This window comes from Streptomyces sp. NPDC097107, assembly GCF_044762405.1.
Classification (GTDB): Bacteria; Actinomycetota; Actinomycetes; order Streptomycetales; family Streptomycetaceae; genus Streptomyces; species Streptomyces thinghirensis.
The window spans coordinates 1-15,852 of the sequence record NZ_JBIWEF010000027.1 but is presented as its reverse complement, the minus strand read 5'-3'; the positions used below and the strand labels follow the sequence as shown (position 1 = coordinate 15,852).

Annotated in this window: 13 protein-coding genes; 8 read left to right on the top strand and 5 right to left on the bottom strand. The window is 70.5% G+C overall.

Translation table 11 applies throughout. The features are described 5' to 3' along the window. The first annotated feature begins 58 nt into the window (after positions 1–58). From ACIQ1J_RS34715 to ACIQ1J_RS34700, 4 genes are all read left to right on the top strand, one after another. The gene (locus ACIQ1J_RS34715) at positions 59–1,429 is read left to right on the top strand and encodes an extracellular solute-binding protein (RefSeq protein WP_403563278.1); all 1,371 of its coding nucleotides are present in this window, start codon (positions 59–61) and stop codon (positions 1,427–1,429) included. Beyond that, on the top strand, positions 1,426–2,400 hold the full coding sequence (locus tag ACIQ1J_RS34710) for a carbohydrate ABC transporter permease (RefSeq protein ID WP_403563276.1): 975 nt from the start codon (positions 1,426–1,428) through the stop codon (positions 2,398–2,400). The genes ACIQ1J_RS34715 and ACIQ1J_RS34710 overlap by 4 nt, the downstream gene beginning before the upstream one ends. Before the next feature lies 1 nt (position 2,401). Then, a complete protein-coding gene (locus ACIQ1J_RS34705) occupies positions 2,402–3,277 on the top strand; it encodes a carbohydrate ABC transporter permease (protein WP_310871174.1) in 876 nt (291 codons plus the stop codon). Between the two features lie 171 nt (positions 3,278–3,448). After that, positions 3,449–4,162, top strand: coding sequence for a helix-turn-helix domain-containing protein (locus tag ACIQ1J_RS34700; protein ID WP_403563273.1), 714 nt, complete (start codon positions 3,449–3,451; stop codon positions 4,160–4,162). A 16-nt stretch (positions 4,163–4,178) separates the two neighbouring features. On the opposite strand, the gene ACIQ1J_RS34695 is transcribed toward ACIQ1J_RS34700, so the two are convergent. Beyond that, positions 4,179–5,204 carry an ATP-dependent 6-phosphofructokinase gene (locus ACIQ1J_RS34695; RefSeq protein WP_403563271.1) on the bottom strand — a complete coding sequence of 342 codons (1,026 nt, stop codon included), beginning with the start codon at positions 5,202–5,204 and terminating at the stop codon, positions 4,179–4,181. 230 nt (positions 5,205–5,434) lie between these two features. Here ACIQ1J_RS34695 and pta point away from each other — a divergent pair, with 230 nt between their 5' ends. The 3 genes from pta to pyk all read left to right on the top strand — a co-directional run bounded on the left by pta (position 5,435) and on the right by pyk (position 10,275). Beyond that, a complete protein-coding gene (gene pta, locus ACIQ1J_RS34690; RefSeq protein WP_403563269.1) occupies positions 5,435–7,528 on the top strand; it encodes a phosphate acetyltransferase in 2,094 nt (697 codons plus the stop codon). Beyond that, complete coding sequence (locus ACIQ1J_RS34685; protein ID WP_403563267.1) at positions 7,525–8,736, top strand: acetate kinase; 1,212 nt, start codon at positions 7,525–7,527, stop codon at positions 8,734–8,736. Before pta ends, ACIQ1J_RS34685 begins: the two co-directional genes overlap by 4 nt. 108 nt (positions 8,737–8,844) lie before the next feature. Then, a complete protein-coding gene (pyk, locus tag ACIQ1J_RS34680) occupies positions 8,845–10,275 on the top strand; it encodes a pyruvate kinase (protein WP_210960410.1) in 1,431 nt (476 codons plus the stop codon). A 115-nt stretch (positions 10,276–10,390) separates the two neighbouring features. Here pyk and ACIQ1J_RS34675 read toward each other — a convergent pair whose 3' ends face one another. The 4 genes from ACIQ1J_RS34675 to ACIQ1J_RS34660 all read right to left on the bottom strand — a co-directional run bounded on the left by ACIQ1J_RS34675 (position 10,391) and on the right by ACIQ1J_RS34660 (position 14,815). Continuing rightward, positions 10,391–11,806, bottom strand: a complete 1,416-nt coding sequence (locus ACIQ1J_RS34675; RefSeq protein WP_403563265.1) for a hypothetical protein — start codon at positions 11,804–11,806, stop codon at positions 10,391–10,393. After that, on the bottom strand, positions 11,796–12,434 hold the full coding sequence (locus ACIQ1J_RS34670; RefSeq protein WP_403563263.1) for a DUF6114 domain-containing protein: 639 nt from the start codon (positions 12,432–12,434) through the stop codon (positions 11,796–11,798). Before ACIQ1J_RS34670 ends, ACIQ1J_RS34675 begins: the two co-directional genes overlap by 11 nt. Positions 12,435–12,551: 117 nt before the next feature. Then, a complete protein-coding gene (locus ACIQ1J_RS34665) occupies positions 12,552–13,184 on the bottom strand; it encodes a DUF6230 family protein (protein WP_403563261.1) in 633 nt (210 codons plus the stop codon). A gap of 653 nt (positions 13,185–13,837) precedes the next feature. Beyond that, positions 13,838–14,815: a tetratricopeptide repeat protein gene (locus ACIQ1J_RS34660; protein ID WP_403563259.1), complete on the bottom strand. Its 978-nt coding sequence runs from the start codon at positions 14,813–14,815 to the stop codon at positions 13,838–13,840. A gap of 240 nt (positions 14,816–15,055) precedes the next feature. Between ACIQ1J_RS34660 and ACIQ1J_RS34655 the strand changes: the two genes are divergently transcribed. Continuing rightward, positions 15,056–15,718 (top strand): TetR/AcrR family transcriptional regulator, encoded by a 663-nt coding sequence (locus tag ACIQ1J_RS34655; protein WP_210960415.1) that lies wholly within the window; start codon positions 15,056–15,058, stop codon positions 15,716–15,718. The last annotated feature ends 134 nt before the right edge of the window (positions 15,719–15,852 follow it).

Sequence of the window (15,852 nt, the reverse complement as noted above, 5' to 3'; positions counted from 1 at the left end):
TTACGTTCGCCGAGCAGCCGTCCCGGCCACAGCGTCGTGCCCGTAGGAGGTCGTGCCCGTGCGTCCCACCGTCCGGTTCACCGCTCTGTTCACCCTCACCGCGCTCGCCTCCACCACCCTCGCCGCCTGCGGAAGCGGCTCCGGCAGTGACCCGGACACGGTGAAGGTCTCCTTCAAGCAGTCGACGGACAACTCCATCAAGGTGATGGACACCTATCTCGCCGGCATCAAGGGGCAGTTCGAGAGGGCCAACCCGGGCAAGAAGGTCGAGCTGGTCCCCATCAAGGCCCCGGACTCGGAGTACTACACCAAGCTCCAGCAGATGCTCCGCTCCCCCAAGACCGCGCCGGACCTGGTCTACGAGGACACCTTCCTCATCAACTCCGACATCACCAGCGGGTACTTGAAGCCCCTCGACGAGTACCTGGCGAAGTGGAAGGACTGGGACCAGTTCATCGACACCGCGAAGGCGGCGGCGAAGGGCGAGGACGGCAAGACGTACGGCGTACCGGACGGGACGGACACCCGGGGCCTGTGGTTCAGCAAGGACGTCTTCGCCAGGGCCGGCCTGCCCGCCGACTGGCAGCCGAGGACCTGGGCCGACGTGCTGGCCGCGGCCCGCGCCATCAAGGAGAAGGTGCCGGGCGTCGTCCCCCTCAACGTGTACACGGGCAAGCCGGCCGGTGAGGCGGCCACCATGCAGGGCTTCGAGATGCTGCTGTACGGCACGAACGACGGCGCCACCGACCCGCTGTACGACAAGGGCGGCAAGAAGTGGATCGCGGCCGGGCAGGGGTTCGAGGATTCCCTCGCCTTCGTCGAGACCGTGTACAAGGAGAAGCTCGGCCCGGAGGTCTCCGACGCGCTCGACCCCAACTTCGGCACCAAGGTCCGCGGCGAACTCCTCCCGCAGGGCAGGCTCGGCATCGCCCTGGACGGCTCCTGGCTGCCGCAGGACTGGCTGGAGGGCAGTGGGCACGAGTGGCCCCAGTGGTCGCGGGAGCTGGGGCTGGCGGCCATGCCGACGCAGAACGGCCAGGCTCCGGGCAGGGTGAGCATGTCCGGCGGCTGGACCTGGTCGATCCCGGCCAAGGCGGGCAACCCGGACCTGGCCTTCGAGTTCGTCAAGACGATGCAGACCAAGGCCAACGCCCAGAAGTGGTACATCGCCAACTCCGGCATCGCGGTCCGCGAGGACGTCGCGAACGACCCCGCGTACGTCGACGCCCAGCCCGGCATCGAGTTCTTCACCGACCTCGTCGAGAGCACGCACTACCGGCCCGCCTACCCGGCGTACCCGAAGGTCTCCGTCGCCATCCAGGAGGCGATGGAAGGCGTGACGACCGGTGACATGTCGGTCGAGGAGGCGGCGCGCGGCTACGACGAGGCGCTCAAGGAGGCCACCGACGACCAGGTGGTCCGCAAGTGACCGCGGCCACGCCGCAGCACACGGGTCCGGGTACGGGGCCGGGGCCGGAGGTCCGTAAGGCGCCGCCGGGACCGCCCGGCCCGGACCCGGCCCGTCGCGCGAGGTCCGCCACCACTCGCCGCGCCCTCTTCCGCGCCCTGCCCGTCTCCCCCGCCGTCGTCCTGCTGCTGCTCTTCCTCGCCGGCCCGATCGCGTACTGCGTGGTCATCGCCTTCACCGACCTCCAGCTCACCGGGCAGGCCGAGGAGTCCTTCGTCGGCTTCGAGAACTTCCGGCGGGCGTTTGAGGACGAGGCGTTCCTCAACGCCGTGTGGCTGACCCTGGTGTTCACGGTGCTGTCGTCGCTGATCGGGCAGAACACCCTGGGACTCGCGCTGGCCTCACTGATGCAGCGGGCCTCGAAGCCGGTCCGTACGCTCACCGGCGGCATCGTTGTCACGGCGTGGGTGCTGCCGGAGGTGGTGGCGGGCTTCCTGCTCTACGCCTTCTTCCGCCGTGAGGGCACCCTCAACGCCATCCTCGACTGGCTCCACCTGCCGTCCCAGAACTGGCTGTTCACGCTGCCGATCCTGGCCGTGTCGTTCGCCAACGTGTGGCGGGGCACGGCGTTCTCGATGCTGGTGTACTCGGCCGCCCTGAACGAGATCCCGAAAGAGGTCACCGAGGCCGCCGAGGTGGACGGGGCGAGCGGCTGGCGCCGGATGTGGCACATCACGCTGCCGATGATCCGGCGCTCCATCGGCACCAACCTGATGCTGAACACCCTGCAGACCCTGTCGGTCTTCGGCCTGATCTGGGTGATGACGCGGGGCGGCCCGAGCGGCAAGAGCCAGACGCTGCCGCTGTTCATGTACGAGCAGGCCTTCCAGAACAGCCTGATCGGCTACGGCACGGCGGTGGCACTGCTGCTGTTGCTGATCGGCTCGCTGTTCTCGGTCGTCTACCTGCGCCTGCTGCGGACGGAGGTCTGAGATGGCATCCACCTTCGCGTCCCGGCGCGCCCCCGCCTCCCGCCGTGCCCCCGCCTCCCGGCGCAACCGGCGCCGGCTGGCCGCCGACGCCGGGCTGCTGGTGGCCGCCGCCGCGTTCGTGCTGCCGCTGGCCTGGGTGGTGCTGTCCGCCCTGGACCCGCGCGCGAGCCTGCGGGTGAAGGTCCCCGACGGGCTGACGCTGGAGAACTTCGACGCGATCCTCACCCCGGAGATCACCTTCACCCCGCTGCTCAACAGCCTGATCCTGTGCGGCGGCGCGACCCTGCTGACGGTGGTGTGCGCGGCGCTCGCGGCCTATCCGCTCTCCCGTTTCCGGTCCCGGCTGAACCGGCCGTTCCTGCTGACCATCCTGTTCGCGACCAGCCTGCCGATCACCGCGATCATGGTGCCGGTCTACGCCCTCTTCGTGCGGGTGAACATGATCGACACCATGCAGGGGACGATCTTCTTCTTCGCCGCCTCCCAGCTGCCCTTCGCCATCTGGCTGATGAAGAACTTCATGGACGGCGTGCCCAAGGAGCTGGAGGAGGCGGCCTGGACGGACGGGGCGTCGTCGTTCCAGTCACTGCTGCGGATCGTGCTGCCGCTGATGGGGCCGGGAGTGGCGGTGGTGACGGTGTTCTCGTTCGTGATGATGTGGGGGAACTTCTTCGTCCCGTTCATGCTGCTGCTCTCCCCGGACCAGATGCCCGCCTCGGTGAGCATCAACGACTTCTTCGGCAACCGGGGCATGGTGGCGTACGGGCAGCTGGCGGCGTTCTCGATCGTCTACTCGACGCCGGTCATCCTGCTGTACGTGCTGATCTCCCGGCGGCTGGGCGGGGGGTTCGCGCTGGGCGGGGCGGTGAAGGGATGAGGGGGACGGTGGTGGGGTGAGCGGGACGGTGGTGGGGTGAGCGGGACGGCGGCGGGGTGAGCGGGACGTGTCCGCTTGCGCCCGCAATACGCCTGTCATACCCCCGTAGGTTCGTACAATCCGTATCGCTGGCTGAACAGCCCGTAGTCAGCACCGCACCGGACCCCTACGGTGTGGCCCGTGCGCCGACCCTCACCTCACCCGAACCAGTCGGGTCCACCGTTCAACGCCCTCGCCGCCCGCCGGCTCCGTGCCGCCCTGAACATGGGGCCCGAGCACGTCGCCCACGGCATGCGGGTCTCGTACGGGCTGCCGTACGTCACCCCGGATCTCGTCATCGCCTGGGAGCGGGGCGTCGTCTCCCCCCGGAACCCCGAGCTGACCGCGCTCGCGGGGGTGCTGTGGTGCTCGCCCGGCGATCTGATCGGCCGGCCGCAGACCCTGCGCGAGCACCGCATCGCCCGTTCCCTGGCGCCGGAGGACGTGGCCCGTGCCGTCGGGGTCGCGCTCCCGGTGTACCTGCGGATGGAGGAGACGGACGGCTGGCGCGGCACCGACCGCCAGTCGGCCGCCCTCGCCGACGTGCTCGGCCTCGCACTGCCCGACTTCGTGACCGTCACGGGACGCGAGGAGAAGCTCGCCGGCCTGCTGACGAGCGCCGTGACGACCCGGTGGCAGGGCTATGTGCGCCCGCTAGCCAAGGTGGCACCGCTGGACCGGCGGGTCCTGGAGAACGTCCTCCAGGTGCTCCACCAGGACTACCAGGGGCGCATGGCCGCCACCCTCAGCTGGGGCGGCGGCAGTGGTGACTCCCACGAGGCGGGCCGCGACTTCCTCGACCGGATCGTGGAGCACTTCTGGGCGGCGGTCGAGAAGCACCCCTGAACGCCGGTGTCCCGGGCTAAAAGACCGACTCCGCCTCGGCCATCCGGTCCTTCGGCACCGTCTTCAGCTCGGTCACGGCCTCCGCCAGCGGCACCATGACGACGTCCGTGCCGCGCAGCGCCGTCATCCGGCCGAAGTCGCCCCGGTGCGCGGCCTCCACCGCGTGCCAGCCGAAGCGGGTGGCGAGCACCCGGTCGTACGCGGTGGGCACGCCGCCGCGCTGGACGTGGCCGAGGATGACCGGCTTGGCCTCCTTGCCGAGCCTGCGCTCCAGCTCGTAGGCGAGTGCCGTGCCGATGCCCTGGAAGCGCTCGTGGCCGAACTTGTCGATCGCGCCCTTGCCGTAGTCCATGGAGCCCTCGGCTGGGTGGGCGCCCTCGGCGACGCAGACGACGGCGAACTTCTTGCCGCGGGAGAACCGCTCCTCGACCATCTTGACCAGGTCGGCGGGGTCGAAGGGGCGCTCGGGCAGGCAGATGCCGTGGGCGCCGGCCGCCATGCCGGACTCCAGGGCGATCCAGCCGGCGTGCCGGCCCATGACCTCGACGACCATCACGCGCTGGTGGGACTCGGCGGTGGTCTTGAGGCGGTCCATCGCCTCGGTGGCCACGCCGACCGCCGTGTCGAAGCCGAAGGTGCGGTCGGTGGAGGAGATGTCGTTGTCGATGGTCTTCGGCACGCCGACCACCGGCAGGCCGGCGTCCGACAGCATCCGGGCGGCCGTCAGCGTGCCCTCGCCGCCGATCGGGATGAGCGCGTCGATGCCGAAGCTCTGGATCATGTCGCCGGCGTTCTCGCAGGCCTCGCGGAGCCGGTCGCGCTCCAGCCGGGAGGAGCCGAGGATGGTGCCGCCGCGGGCGAGGATGCCGCTGACCGCGTTGAGGTCGAGGTTGCGGTAGCGACTGTCCAGCAGGCCCGCGTAGCCGTCCTCGAAGCCGATGACCTCGTCGCCGTAGTTGTCGACCGCTCGGTGCACGACCGACCGGATCACTGCGTTCAGGCCGGGGCAGTCGCCGCCTGCGGTGAGAACTCCGATACGCATCGTGCTGTGTCTCCTGCTCGCTGTTGACACCGGTGAGCCGATCCAATTGTTCCACGGCCGGAACCCCGGCGGGCACTGACGACCGCCGCCGGGCACCGGAGGACACTGACGGGCGCCTTAGCCACCGCCGGAGGTATTGTCAAGAGGGTTCTGCTCACCCCGGTGGGTGATTTTCTGTGCACGGGACAGCCGCCGCCGGACGAATCCATCAGACGAAACGGAGAGCACGCGTGACGCGCAGCGTGTACGTGACCGGTATCGACCGCGGCGACGGCCGCCAGGTCGTCGAACTGGGGGTCATGGAGCTCCTGACCCGGCAGGTCGACCGGGTCGGCGTCTTCCGTCCCCTGGTCCACGACGGGCCCGACCGGCTCTTCGAGCTGCTGCGCGCCCGCTACCGGCTCACGCAGGACCCCGCGACCGTGTACGGCATGGACTACCAGGAGGCGTCCGCGCTCCAGGCCGAGCAGGGCACGGACGAACTGGTGTCCGCGCTGGTCGACCGGTTCCACCTGGTGGCCCGGGACTACGACGTGGTCCTCGTCCTCGGCACCGACTTCGCCGACACCCAGTTCCCGGACGAGCTGTCGCTGAACGCGCGGCTCGCCAACGAGTTCGGCGCCTCGGTGCTGCCGGTCGTCGGCGGCCGCAAGCAGACCGCGGAGTCCGTACTGGCCGAGACCGTCAACGCCTTCCGCGCCTACGACGGGCTGGGCTGCGACGTCCTGGCCATGGTGGCCAACCGGGTCGCCCGCGAGGACCGGGACCGGATCGCCGAGCGGCTCGCGAACCGGCTGCCGGTGCCGTGCTGGGTCGTACCCGACGAGCCCGCCCTGTCGGCGCCGACCGTCTCGCAGATCGCGCACGCCCTCGGTGCCGAGGTGGTCCTCGGCGACGACTCCGGGCTCGCCCGCGACGCGCTGGACTTCGTCTTCGGCGGGGCCATGCTGCCCAACCTGCTGAGCGCCCTGACCCCGGGCTGCCTGGTCATCACCCCCGGCGACCGCGCCGACCTGGTGATCGGCACGCTCGCCGCGCACAGCGCCGGCACCCCGCCGATAGCCGGCGTCCTGCTGACCCTGAACGAGGTGCCCGGCGACGGCATCCTCACCCTCGCCGCCCGCCTGGCCCCCGGTACGCCGGTGCTCTCGGTGACCGGCACCAGCTTCCCCACCGCCGAGCAGCTGTTCTCCCTGGAGGGCAAGCTGGGCGCGGCCACCCCGCGCAAGGCGGAGACCGCCCTCGGCCTCTTCGAGCGGTACGTCGACACCGCCGACCTCCGCAAGCGGGTCTCCGCGCCGAGCAGCGACCGCGTCACGCCGATGATGTTCGAGCACACGCTGCTGGAGCAGGCCCGTTCCGACCTGCGCCGGGTCGTCCTCCCCGAGGGCACCGAGGAGCGGGTGCTGCACGCGGCCGAGGTGCTGCTGCGCCGGGGCGTGTGCGAGCTGACGCTGCTCGGCCCGGTCGAGCAGATCCGCAAGAAGGCCGCCGACCTGGGCATCGACCTGGAGAACGCGCAGCTGGTCGACCCCGCGGTGTCCGAGCTGCGCGACTCCTTCGCCGAGAAGTACGCCGCCCTGCGCGCCCACAAGGGCGTCACCGTGGAGCTGGCCTACGACGTGGTCTCCGACGTGAACTACTTCGGCACGCTGATGGTGCAGGAGGGCCTCGCCGACGGCATGGTCTCGGGGTCGGTGCACTCGACGGCGGCCACGATCCGTCCGGCGTTCGAGATCATCAAGACCAAGCCGGACGCCGCGATCGTCTCGTCGGTCTTCTTCATGTGCCTGGCCGACAAGGTCCTGGTCTACGGCGACTGCGCGGTCAACCCCGACCCGAACGCCGACCAGCTCGCCGACATCGCCACCCAGTCGGCGTCCACGGCGGCGCGGTTCGGGGTGGATCCGCGGATCGCGATGCTGTCGTACTCGACGGGCACGTCCGGTTCCGGCGCGGACGTCGACAAGGTGCGCGAGGCGACCGAGCTGGTCCGCTCGCGCCGCCCGGATCTCAGGATCGAGGGGCCGATCCAGTACGACGCCGCCGTCGAGCCGTCGGTGGCCGCGACGAAGCTGCCCGGCTCGGAGGTCGCCGGGCAGGCCAGCGTGCTGATCTTCCCGGACCTGAACACCGGCAACAACACGTACAAGGCCGTGCAGCGCTCGGCCGGCGCCATCGCGGTGGGCCCGGTGCTCCAGGGTCTGCGCAAGCCGGTCAACGACCTGTCCCGGGGCGCGCTCGTCCAGGACATCGTCAACACCGTCGCCATCACGGCGATCCAGGCCCAGCAGTCCCCCAGTGAGAAGGCGTCCGACCTGTGAGCCCGACCCCGTCCCGCGTCCTCGTCCTCAACTCCGGCTCGTCGTCGGTGAAGTACCAGCTGCTCGACATGCGCGGCGGCGACCGGCTGGCGGTGGGCCTCGTCGAACGGATCGGTGAGGAGACCGCACGGCTCAAGCACACCCCGGTGGGCGGCGAGAGCCGGGAGTGGAACGGGTCCGTTCCCGACCACGACGCGGCGCTGAAGGCCGTGGCGGCGGAGCTGGCCAAGGACGGCCTCGGCCTGGACTCGCCCGAGCTGGCCGCGATAGGGCACCGGGTGGTGCACGGCGGGAAGCGGTTCACCGAGCCGACCGTCGTGGACGACGCGGTGCTCGCCGAGATCGAGCGGCTGATCCCGGTCGCCCCGCTGCACAACCCGGCGGGCCTCGCCGGCATCCGTACCGCGCAGGCGCTGCGCCCGGACCTGCCGCAGGTCGCCGTCTTCGACACCGCCTTCCACACGACCATGCCGGAGTCCGCGGCCCGCTACGCGATCGACGTCGAGACCGCAGACGCGCACCGCATCCGGCGCTACGGCTTCCACGGCACCTCGCACGCGTACGTCTCGCGGGAGACCGCGAAGCTGCTGGGGAAGGCACCCGGGGACGTGAACGTCATCGTGCTGCACCTGGGCAACGGGGCGTCCGCCTCGGCGGTGCGGGGCGGTCGCTGCGTGGACACCTCCATGGGGCTGACGCCCTTGGAGGGGCTCGTGATGGGTACGCGCTCGGGTGACATGGACCCGGCCGTCATCTTCCATTTGATGCGTGTTGGTGGAATGTCCGCCGACGAGATCGACACTCTCCTCAACAAGAGGAGCGGTCTGATCGGTCTCTGCGGTGACAACGACATGCGGGAGATCCGCCGCCGGGTGGACGCCGGCGACGAGCGGGCGCGGCTGGCCTTCGACATCTACATTCACCGGCTGAAGAAGTACATCGGCGCCTATTACGCCGTTCTCGGACGGGTGGACGCCGTGGCCTTCACGGCCGGGGTCGGGGAGAACGCGGCGCCGGTCCGGGAGGCCGCGGTGGCGGGCCTGGAGGGGCTCGGCCTGGCGGTCGACGGCGAGCTGAACGCCGTACGCGGGGGCGGGGCGCGGCTGGTGTCGCCCGCGGACGCGCGGGTGGCGGTGGCCGTGGTGCCGACCGACGAGGAAATGGAGATCGCGACGCAGACCTACGCTCTGGTCGAAAAGGAAAGGTGAGGGCACCCGAGGACGGTTGAACAATTCTCTTGTGAGCACCGAGGCGCCCATTTGTATCTTCCGCCAGACGGAATATTCCGCAGCGAAACAAACCGATAGGATCGCCCCATGCGCCGTTCGAAAATCGTCTGTACTCTCGGCCCCGCGGTCGACTCCCACGAGCAGCTCGTATCGCTGATCGAGGCCGGCATGAACGTGGCCCGCTTCAACTTCAGCCACGGCACCCATGCGGAGCACCAGGGGCGTTACGACCGTGTCCGGGCCGCCGCCAAGGAGACCGGCAGGGCCATCGGTGTCCTCGCCGACCTCCAGGGTCCGAAGATCCGCCTGGAGACCTTCGCGGAGGGTCCCGTCGAGCTGGTGCGCGGTGACGAGTTCACCATCACCACCGAGGACGTGCCGGGCGACCGGACGATCTGCGGCACGACGTACAAGGGCCTGCCCGGTGACGTCACCAAGGGCGACCAGGTGCTCATCAACGACGGCAACGTCGAGCTGAAGGTCACCGAGGTCGAGGGCCCGCGGGTCAGGACGATCGTCATCGAGGGCGGCGTCATCTCCGACCACAAGGGCATCAACCTGCCCGGCGCGGCCGTGAACGTGCCCGCGCTGAGCGAGAAGGACATCGAGGACCTCCGGTTCGCGCTGCGGATGGGCTGCGACCTGGTCGCCCTCTCCTTCGTCCGGGACGCCAAGGACGTCGCCGACGTGCACCGCGTGATGGACGAGGAGGGCCGCCGGGTCCCCGTCATCGCCAAGGTGGAGAAGCCGCAGGCGGTGGAGAACATGGAGGGCGTCGTCGCGGCCTTCGACGCCGTCATGGTCGCCCGTGGCGACCTGGCCGTCGAGTACCCGCTCGAGAAGGTCCCCATGGTGCAGAAGCGCCTGATCGAGCTGTGCCGGCGCAACGCCAAGCCGGTGATCGTGGCGACCCAGATGATGGAGTCGATGATCACCAACTCCCGTCCGACCCGCGCCGAGGCCTCCGACGTCGCCAACGCGATCCTGGACGGCGCGGACGCGGTCATGCTGTCGGCGGAGTCGTCGGTGGGCGCGTACCCGATCGAGACGGTCAAGACGATGTCGAAGATCGTCACCGCCGCCGAGCAGGAGCTGCTCTCCAAGGGTCTGCAGCCGCTGGTGCCGGGCAAGAAGCCGCGCACGCAGGGTGGTTCGGTGGCCCGCGCCGCCGCCGAGATCGCCGACTTCCTGGGCGGCAAGGGCCTGGTGGCCTTCACCCAGTCCGGTGACACCGCCCGCCGGCTGTCCCGCTACCGCGCGGCCCAGCCGATCCTCGCCTTCACCACCGACGAGTCGACCCGCAACCAGCTGGCGCTCAGCTGGGGCGTGGAGCCGCACGTGGTGCCGTTCGTGAACAGCACCGACGAGATGGTCGACCTGGTGGACCAGGAGACGGTCCGCCTCGGCCGGTTCAACGACGGCGACATCGTCGTGATCACCGCCGGTTCGCCCCCCGGCGTGCCCGGCACCACCAACATGGTCCGCGTGCACCACCTGGGCGAGACCCGCCGCGCCTGACGGTCCCCGCACCCGGCTTCCGCCTGCTTCCGTACGGCGCCGAGGGCGCCCCCTGCGCACAGGGGGCGCCCTCGGTCGTGCCGCGGCTCCCGGCCGGGCTCGTGGACGCGCTCGGTCAGGTCGTGTACTGGTGCAGCCCCGGGACGTGGAGCGTGCCGCCGAACTGACCGGCCTGGACGACCGTCACCTTCGTGAAGTAGATGAGCGGGATGTCCAGCGGCGGCGGGTGCTCCGGGTCGAAGGTGATCGGGATCAGCCCGAGCAGGTTGCCCGAGATGCTCTCGGTGTACATCACCGTCTCGCCGTCGCGGATCGTGGACGTGGAGCCCTCGGCCGCCTGCACGTGGTACGTCTTGCCGGCCTGCTCGTCCTTCACCGTCTGGTGCAGGTCGCCGATGTCGGTGCCGTTGGATATGACGTACTTCAGCACCTTCTTGGTGGTGCCGTTGGCCGTCTTCACCTCGACGACGCCCTTGTAGGAGGTGCCCTTCAGCAGCAGCGAGCTGGCTTTGAGCTGCCAGGGATCGTCGGGCAGCGGCACCGCGTTGTCGACGCCGCCCTCCTCGTCCGTGGCGACCGGGCAGTCGTCCACGTCCGTGCCGGCGCTGTCGGAGGCGCTGGGCGTGGGGCTGGGCGAGGCGGCGGCCTCACCGGCCACTTCCTTCGCCTCCCCGGCCGCCTCGTCCACCGACCCCTCGGTGTCCTCGGCCGCCTCGGACGCCTTGCCGGTCGTGTCCTCGACGGCGTCCTTCGCCGTGCCGGTGACCTTGTCGGTGTCCTCGTCGGTGTCCTTGCCCGTGGTGTCCTTCGCGGGGTCGGACGCGTCGTCGCCGGCGCCGTCCGACGCCGAGGGGGTCGGCGTGGGGCCCGGGCTCTCCTCGTCCTTCCCGCCGCCGGTGAAGATGCCCTCGATGGCGTCGCCGATGCCCTCCAGCAGTCCGCCGCCGGACTCGGACGGGGACGGCTCCACGGCGCCCGCGCCGGCCGCCTCCTCGCCCTGCGGCTCCTTGCTCTGCGACTCCTGCGACGCGGAGGGGCTCGGGGCGGGGTCGGTCTGGTCGCCCGTGCCGCCCTTGTCACCCGTGTCGTCCGTTGCGCCCTCGTCGTCGGAACCTGAATCCGACGAAGAGGACTCACCGGTGCCCGTGTCCTTGCCGCTCTCCGCGGGGCTGGGCTCCGTCTCGTCGCCCTTGTCGTCGTCGGCCCCGTCGGTCGCCGAGGGCGACGGCGTGGGCGACTCGGACGTGCCCTTCTCGGCCTCCTCCAGGGCCGCCACGCAGTCCTTGTACTCGTCGGCCGTCAGGCTGTTCGAGGTCGGCTTCGCGGAGTCGTTGCCGTCGGCGAGGGCCAGCGTCGGCGTGAACCCCATGCCCATGAGGACGGCCGTGGGCATCGCCGCCAGGGCTACCGCCTTCCCGGCCGGCATGTGGAACCTGGTGAACAACGGCTTCTTGGGTGCCGCGTGGCGCGGCCCGGTTCTCACACGGGACGACTCCACGTCAGTCCCGCGGGTCACCTCGTCAGCCGGCACTGTGCCTCCCGTTCGCCCCGTTGGCCGGGCTCGTTCCTGACAGATCGTTCGCCCCCAGTGCCTCGAAGGTCTGGGTGGGACCACCCCCCTCCCTCCCCTCGCGCGGCCTCGGCACCGCGGCGTCGGACGCCGTGCTGCCGGGGGCCGGGATGCCGGGGAGCCCGGTGCCGGGGACCACGCCCTCGGGCGCGTCACCCGTGCCCTTGCCCTCCACCGGCGGCTCGTCCTGCGGCGGTTCGCCCGGCACCCACGACACGGCCATCGCTCCGCCGACCAGCGCGAGCAGGAAGCCGATGAGGAAGCCGCCGAGGTTGGACACGGGGATGGAGACCAGCGCCAGCAGGATCGCCGCCACACCCGCGAAGACGCGGACGTGCTTCTGGAACCACAGGCTGACGCCCAGGACGACCAGCAGCACACCGATGATCAGTGACCCGGAGCCCGCGGTGGTAGCCATCGCCAGCGTCAGGTGCCCGATCTGGAGATTCGCGTACGGGAAGTAGGCGATGGGAAGTCCGCCAAGCGCGATGAACAGGCCGGCCCAGAACGGCCGCCCGCCTCGCCAGGCACGGAACTGCAACCTCCGGCGGGTGAACTGGCCGGCTGCGGCAGGAGTCTCGGCGCTCATGGAAAACTACTCCCTGGTACGGCTTTGCTGTGGTGGAGATGTGGGCCGCGCGTGAAGGCGTGGCCGGGGAGTGGACGGGCGGGGGCGCCACCGGCTCCCCCGCCCGTCAGCGAGTGCTTAGTAGCACTCCTTGACACCCTTGGACAGCGACATCTTCAGTCCGCTGAGCTTGAAGGTTCCGGCAGTGGTGGCCCACGCCGTCTGCTTCACGTTCTTCAGCGTGGCCGAGTCGGCCTGCTGCGCGAATCCGTACGGGTTCGCGGTGTCGCCCTTCTTGATGCCTGGACCCTTGTTGGCGTCCTTGGCGGCCACGCCGATGTCGATGCCACGGAAGGTGGCATCGGCCTCGAGTTCCTCGACGTCGATGTACAGGTTCTCGGCTTTGACCGGCGTGTCGCCCCCGCCGGCCTTCAGCATGAGGCTGACGGAGCCGAAGAACGGGACGTCCGGGGTGACCACGGACTGGCACATGTTCGTGATCTTCGCAGACTTGAACGCCGACACCGCGACGGGGTGAGCCGTCTTCTCGCCCTTCAGCGTGTAACCCGAATCAATCGCCCCGTACTGGGAGAAACCCGTACCGTCGAGCCGGTCCGCCGTCACCTTGAACGACTGGCCGGAAACGCTGAACGACGCAGCGAGAGCGCCCTGCGCCAGCGCCACGCCTATCGCAGCCGTGGCGGCCACGCTGGGCACCATCACCACAGCGAACCGCTTCCATCTGGTCCCGCCACGCACCTGGGACTCCATATTTCCTCCTTCTCGGACGTACATCTCCTGGCCTCGGCCGGCCCCCGGATCGGCGGCACGGCCTGGCAGGGATGGGAGAAGTGCTACGTCCTCGGGAAGGAGAGCGCCCGAACTCGACGGCGCGTACGACGCGCCCGAATCACCGGCGATCACCCCCGAGCGACAACCACTGGTCGCGCCTGACACGCATCACGCACAACCCTGCTGGACAGGCTTCGCCGGGTGGACGAAGACCCCCCTGCCCAAGAGCCGGCTCCACTGCCGCCGGCCCTGCTCGGTGGGGACCCAGGAACCCCCGCGACCCGACTGGCTTTCGGGGTGCGGGAATGGACCGAGCGTCGCCGATCGTGGTGCATTCTCGCCGCCGACACAAGGGGGTTCGTTACTCACTAGTAACGGGCGGATAACCGCGGGCCGACACACCGGCTCCGAACGGCGACGCTCGGTGCGCCATGGGGGCGGAACAAAACAATTGATCGCTGGACAGAGTCCGACAGATCGACGCTGCCGACTTACTGGCAGTAACAGCGGCCGCGATTGCCAAGATTTGGCAAAGCGCGGCCGCACTGGCGTCCCGTCGACAGCTCTTTCACTCGGGCCCCACCCGGACGAACGGTCGGTGACCGGTCGGCGAGTGGGGCCCGGAGCGGCTTCTAGTACAGGGCGCGGGCCAGCGCCCTGCGCGCCACGGCAACCCGCGGATCGTCGGCGCCGACCACCTCGAACAACTCCAGCAGCCGCAGCCGTACGGCGTCCCGGTCGTCCCCGGCCGTGACGCGCACCGTGTCGATGAGGCGCCCGAAGGCGTCCTCCACGTGACCGCCCACCAGATCCAGGTCGGCGGCGGCGATCTGGGCCTGGGCGTCGCCCGGCTTGTCGGCCGCGTCCTGACGGACCCGCTGCGGGTCGGCGTTCTGCACGCGCTGGAGCAACTCGGCCTGGGCCAGGCCCAGTTTGGCCTCCGTGTTGCCCGGGTCCTCGCCGAGCACGTTCTTGTACGCCTGGACGGCTCCGGCCAGGTCGCCCGCGTCCAGCGCCTGCACGGCGGCCTCCAGGGCCGCGTCGTACGGACCGGCCGGACGCTCGGGGGCGGCGGCGGGCTGCGCGCCCGGCTCCGCCTCGGGGTCGACGGCGATACCGGTCAGGCCGAAGCGCTCCTCCGCGACCTGCACCAACTGGTCCAGGGTCTGGCGGATCTGCGTCTCACCGGCGGCACCCTGGAAGAGCGGCAGCGCCTGTCCGGCCACGACCGCGAACACGGCCGGGATGCCCTGGACACCGAACTGCTGCATCAGCATCTGGTTGGCGTCGACGTCGATCTTGGCGAGGACGAAACGGCCGCTGTACTCGACGGCGAGGCGTTCGAGTACCGGGCTCAACTGCTTGCAGGGCTCGCACCACTCGGCCCAGAAGTCGATGACGACCGGGACCTCGGTGGACCGCTGCAGGACTTCACTCTCGAAGCCGGCCTCGTCGACGTCGATGACGAGATCGGCCGGGGATACGGCTCCCGTCCCACCGTGCCGGGCCGCCTCGGCGCGCGCCTGCTCCGCCTTCGCCTTGGCCTCCTGGGCCTGCTTCACCGCGGCGAGGTCGACGACCCCGCTCATGGACATGTTCCGTGGCTGCATGGGTCTATCCTCCCCCGTACTCCGCGCGTGCGTGAAAAGCGGGTCGAAAGCCCGCCCTGAAGTGTTCCGCCGGCGCCGGGTCCCCACCCGCGCCCATGGTCGTCGCTGGGGCACGGGCGTGCGGGGCCCGTGCTTTCGCTACGACTCGTAGCGTAATGCCACGACGGGCCGCGGGAACAGCCCGCCCCCGTGATCTCCCTCACGGTCACTCGCGGGTTACCCGCCGGTTAAGGTCGGGGAATGCAGAGCAGTACCCCCGCCGGCCGTACCGGGCGCCCTCGCAGCGCCGCGGCGGACACCGCGATCCTGGCCGCGACGCGTGCGGCCCTGGTCGACCTGGGCTGGTCGAAGCTCACCCTGGGAGACGTGGCGACGCGGGCCGGGGTTGCCAAGACGACGCTCTATCGCCGCTGGGCGGGCAAGAACGAGCTGGTGGTCGACGCGGTCGCCGAGCTGTTCGACGAGCTGCGGCTCCCCGACCGCGGCACCCTGGCCGCCGACATCGAGGGTGTGGTGCTCCAGTTCGCGGCGATCCTGGCCCGTCCGGAGGCCAGGAGCGGCCTGATGGCGGTGGTCGCCGAGTCCACGCGGGACGACGCGCTGCGCGAGCGCATCCGCACGTCGATCGTGGAACGCCAGAAGCGCCTGGTCCTGGAGGGCAGGGCCCGCGCCCAGGCCCGCGGCGAGCTGCCCCCCGAAACCGACCCGGCCGAGGCCGCCCGCACCGCGGACCTCATCTTCGACGTGGTGGCGGGCGCCGTGGTCCACCGCACCCTGGTCAGCGCGGAACCGGCGGACGGGGAGTGGGTGCGGGGTCTGACGCAGGTGCTGCTGTGGGGGCTGGCCTCCCGACCGGCCGAGTCGGGCGGAGCGTGGGCACGGGCCGGGGGTCCAGGGGGCTGAGCCCCGTGGTGACGCCCGCACCGGCACCCTGCGCCTAGGTGTTCTGTCCCGGGAGGTTGTGGACGGGTGAGCCAGATCTCGGCTGAGGGATCTTGAACAGGTGAGGGCCTTCCGGTTCGGTGTGGATTGTGACG

Excerpts from the sequence above, each read along its gene's own strand:
- ACIQ1J_RS34705 (WP_310871174.1), top strand. The coding sequence starts at position 2,402 with ATGGCATCCACCTTCGCGTCCCGGCGCGCCCCCGCCTCCCGCCGTGCC.
- ACIQ1J_RS34695 (WP_403563271.1), bottom strand. The coding sequence starts at position 5,204 with ATGCGTATCGGAGTTCTCACCGCAGGCGGCGACTGCCCCGGCCTGAAC.
- pyk (WP_210960410.1), top strand. The coding sequence starts at position 8,845 with ATGCGCCGTTCGAAAATCGTCTGTACTCTCGGCCCCGCGGTCGACTCC.
- ACIQ1J_RS34670 (WP_403563263.1), bottom strand. The coding sequence starts at position 12,434 with ATGAGCGCCGAGACTCCTGCCGCAGCCGGCCAGTTCACCCGCCGGAGG.
- ACIQ1J_RS34665 (WP_403563261.1), bottom strand. The coding sequence starts at position 13,184 with ATGGAGTCCCAGGTGCGTGGCGGGACCAGATGGAAGCGGTTCGCTGTG.
- ACIQ1J_RS34660 (WP_403563259.1), bottom strand. The coding sequence starts at position 14,815 with ATGCAGCCACGGAACATGTCCATGAGCGGGGTCGTCGACCTCGCCGCG.
- ACIQ1J_RS34655 (WP_210960415.1), top strand. The coding sequence starts at position 15,056 with ATGCAGAGCAGTACCCCCGCCGGCCGTACCGGGCGCCCTCGCAGCGCC.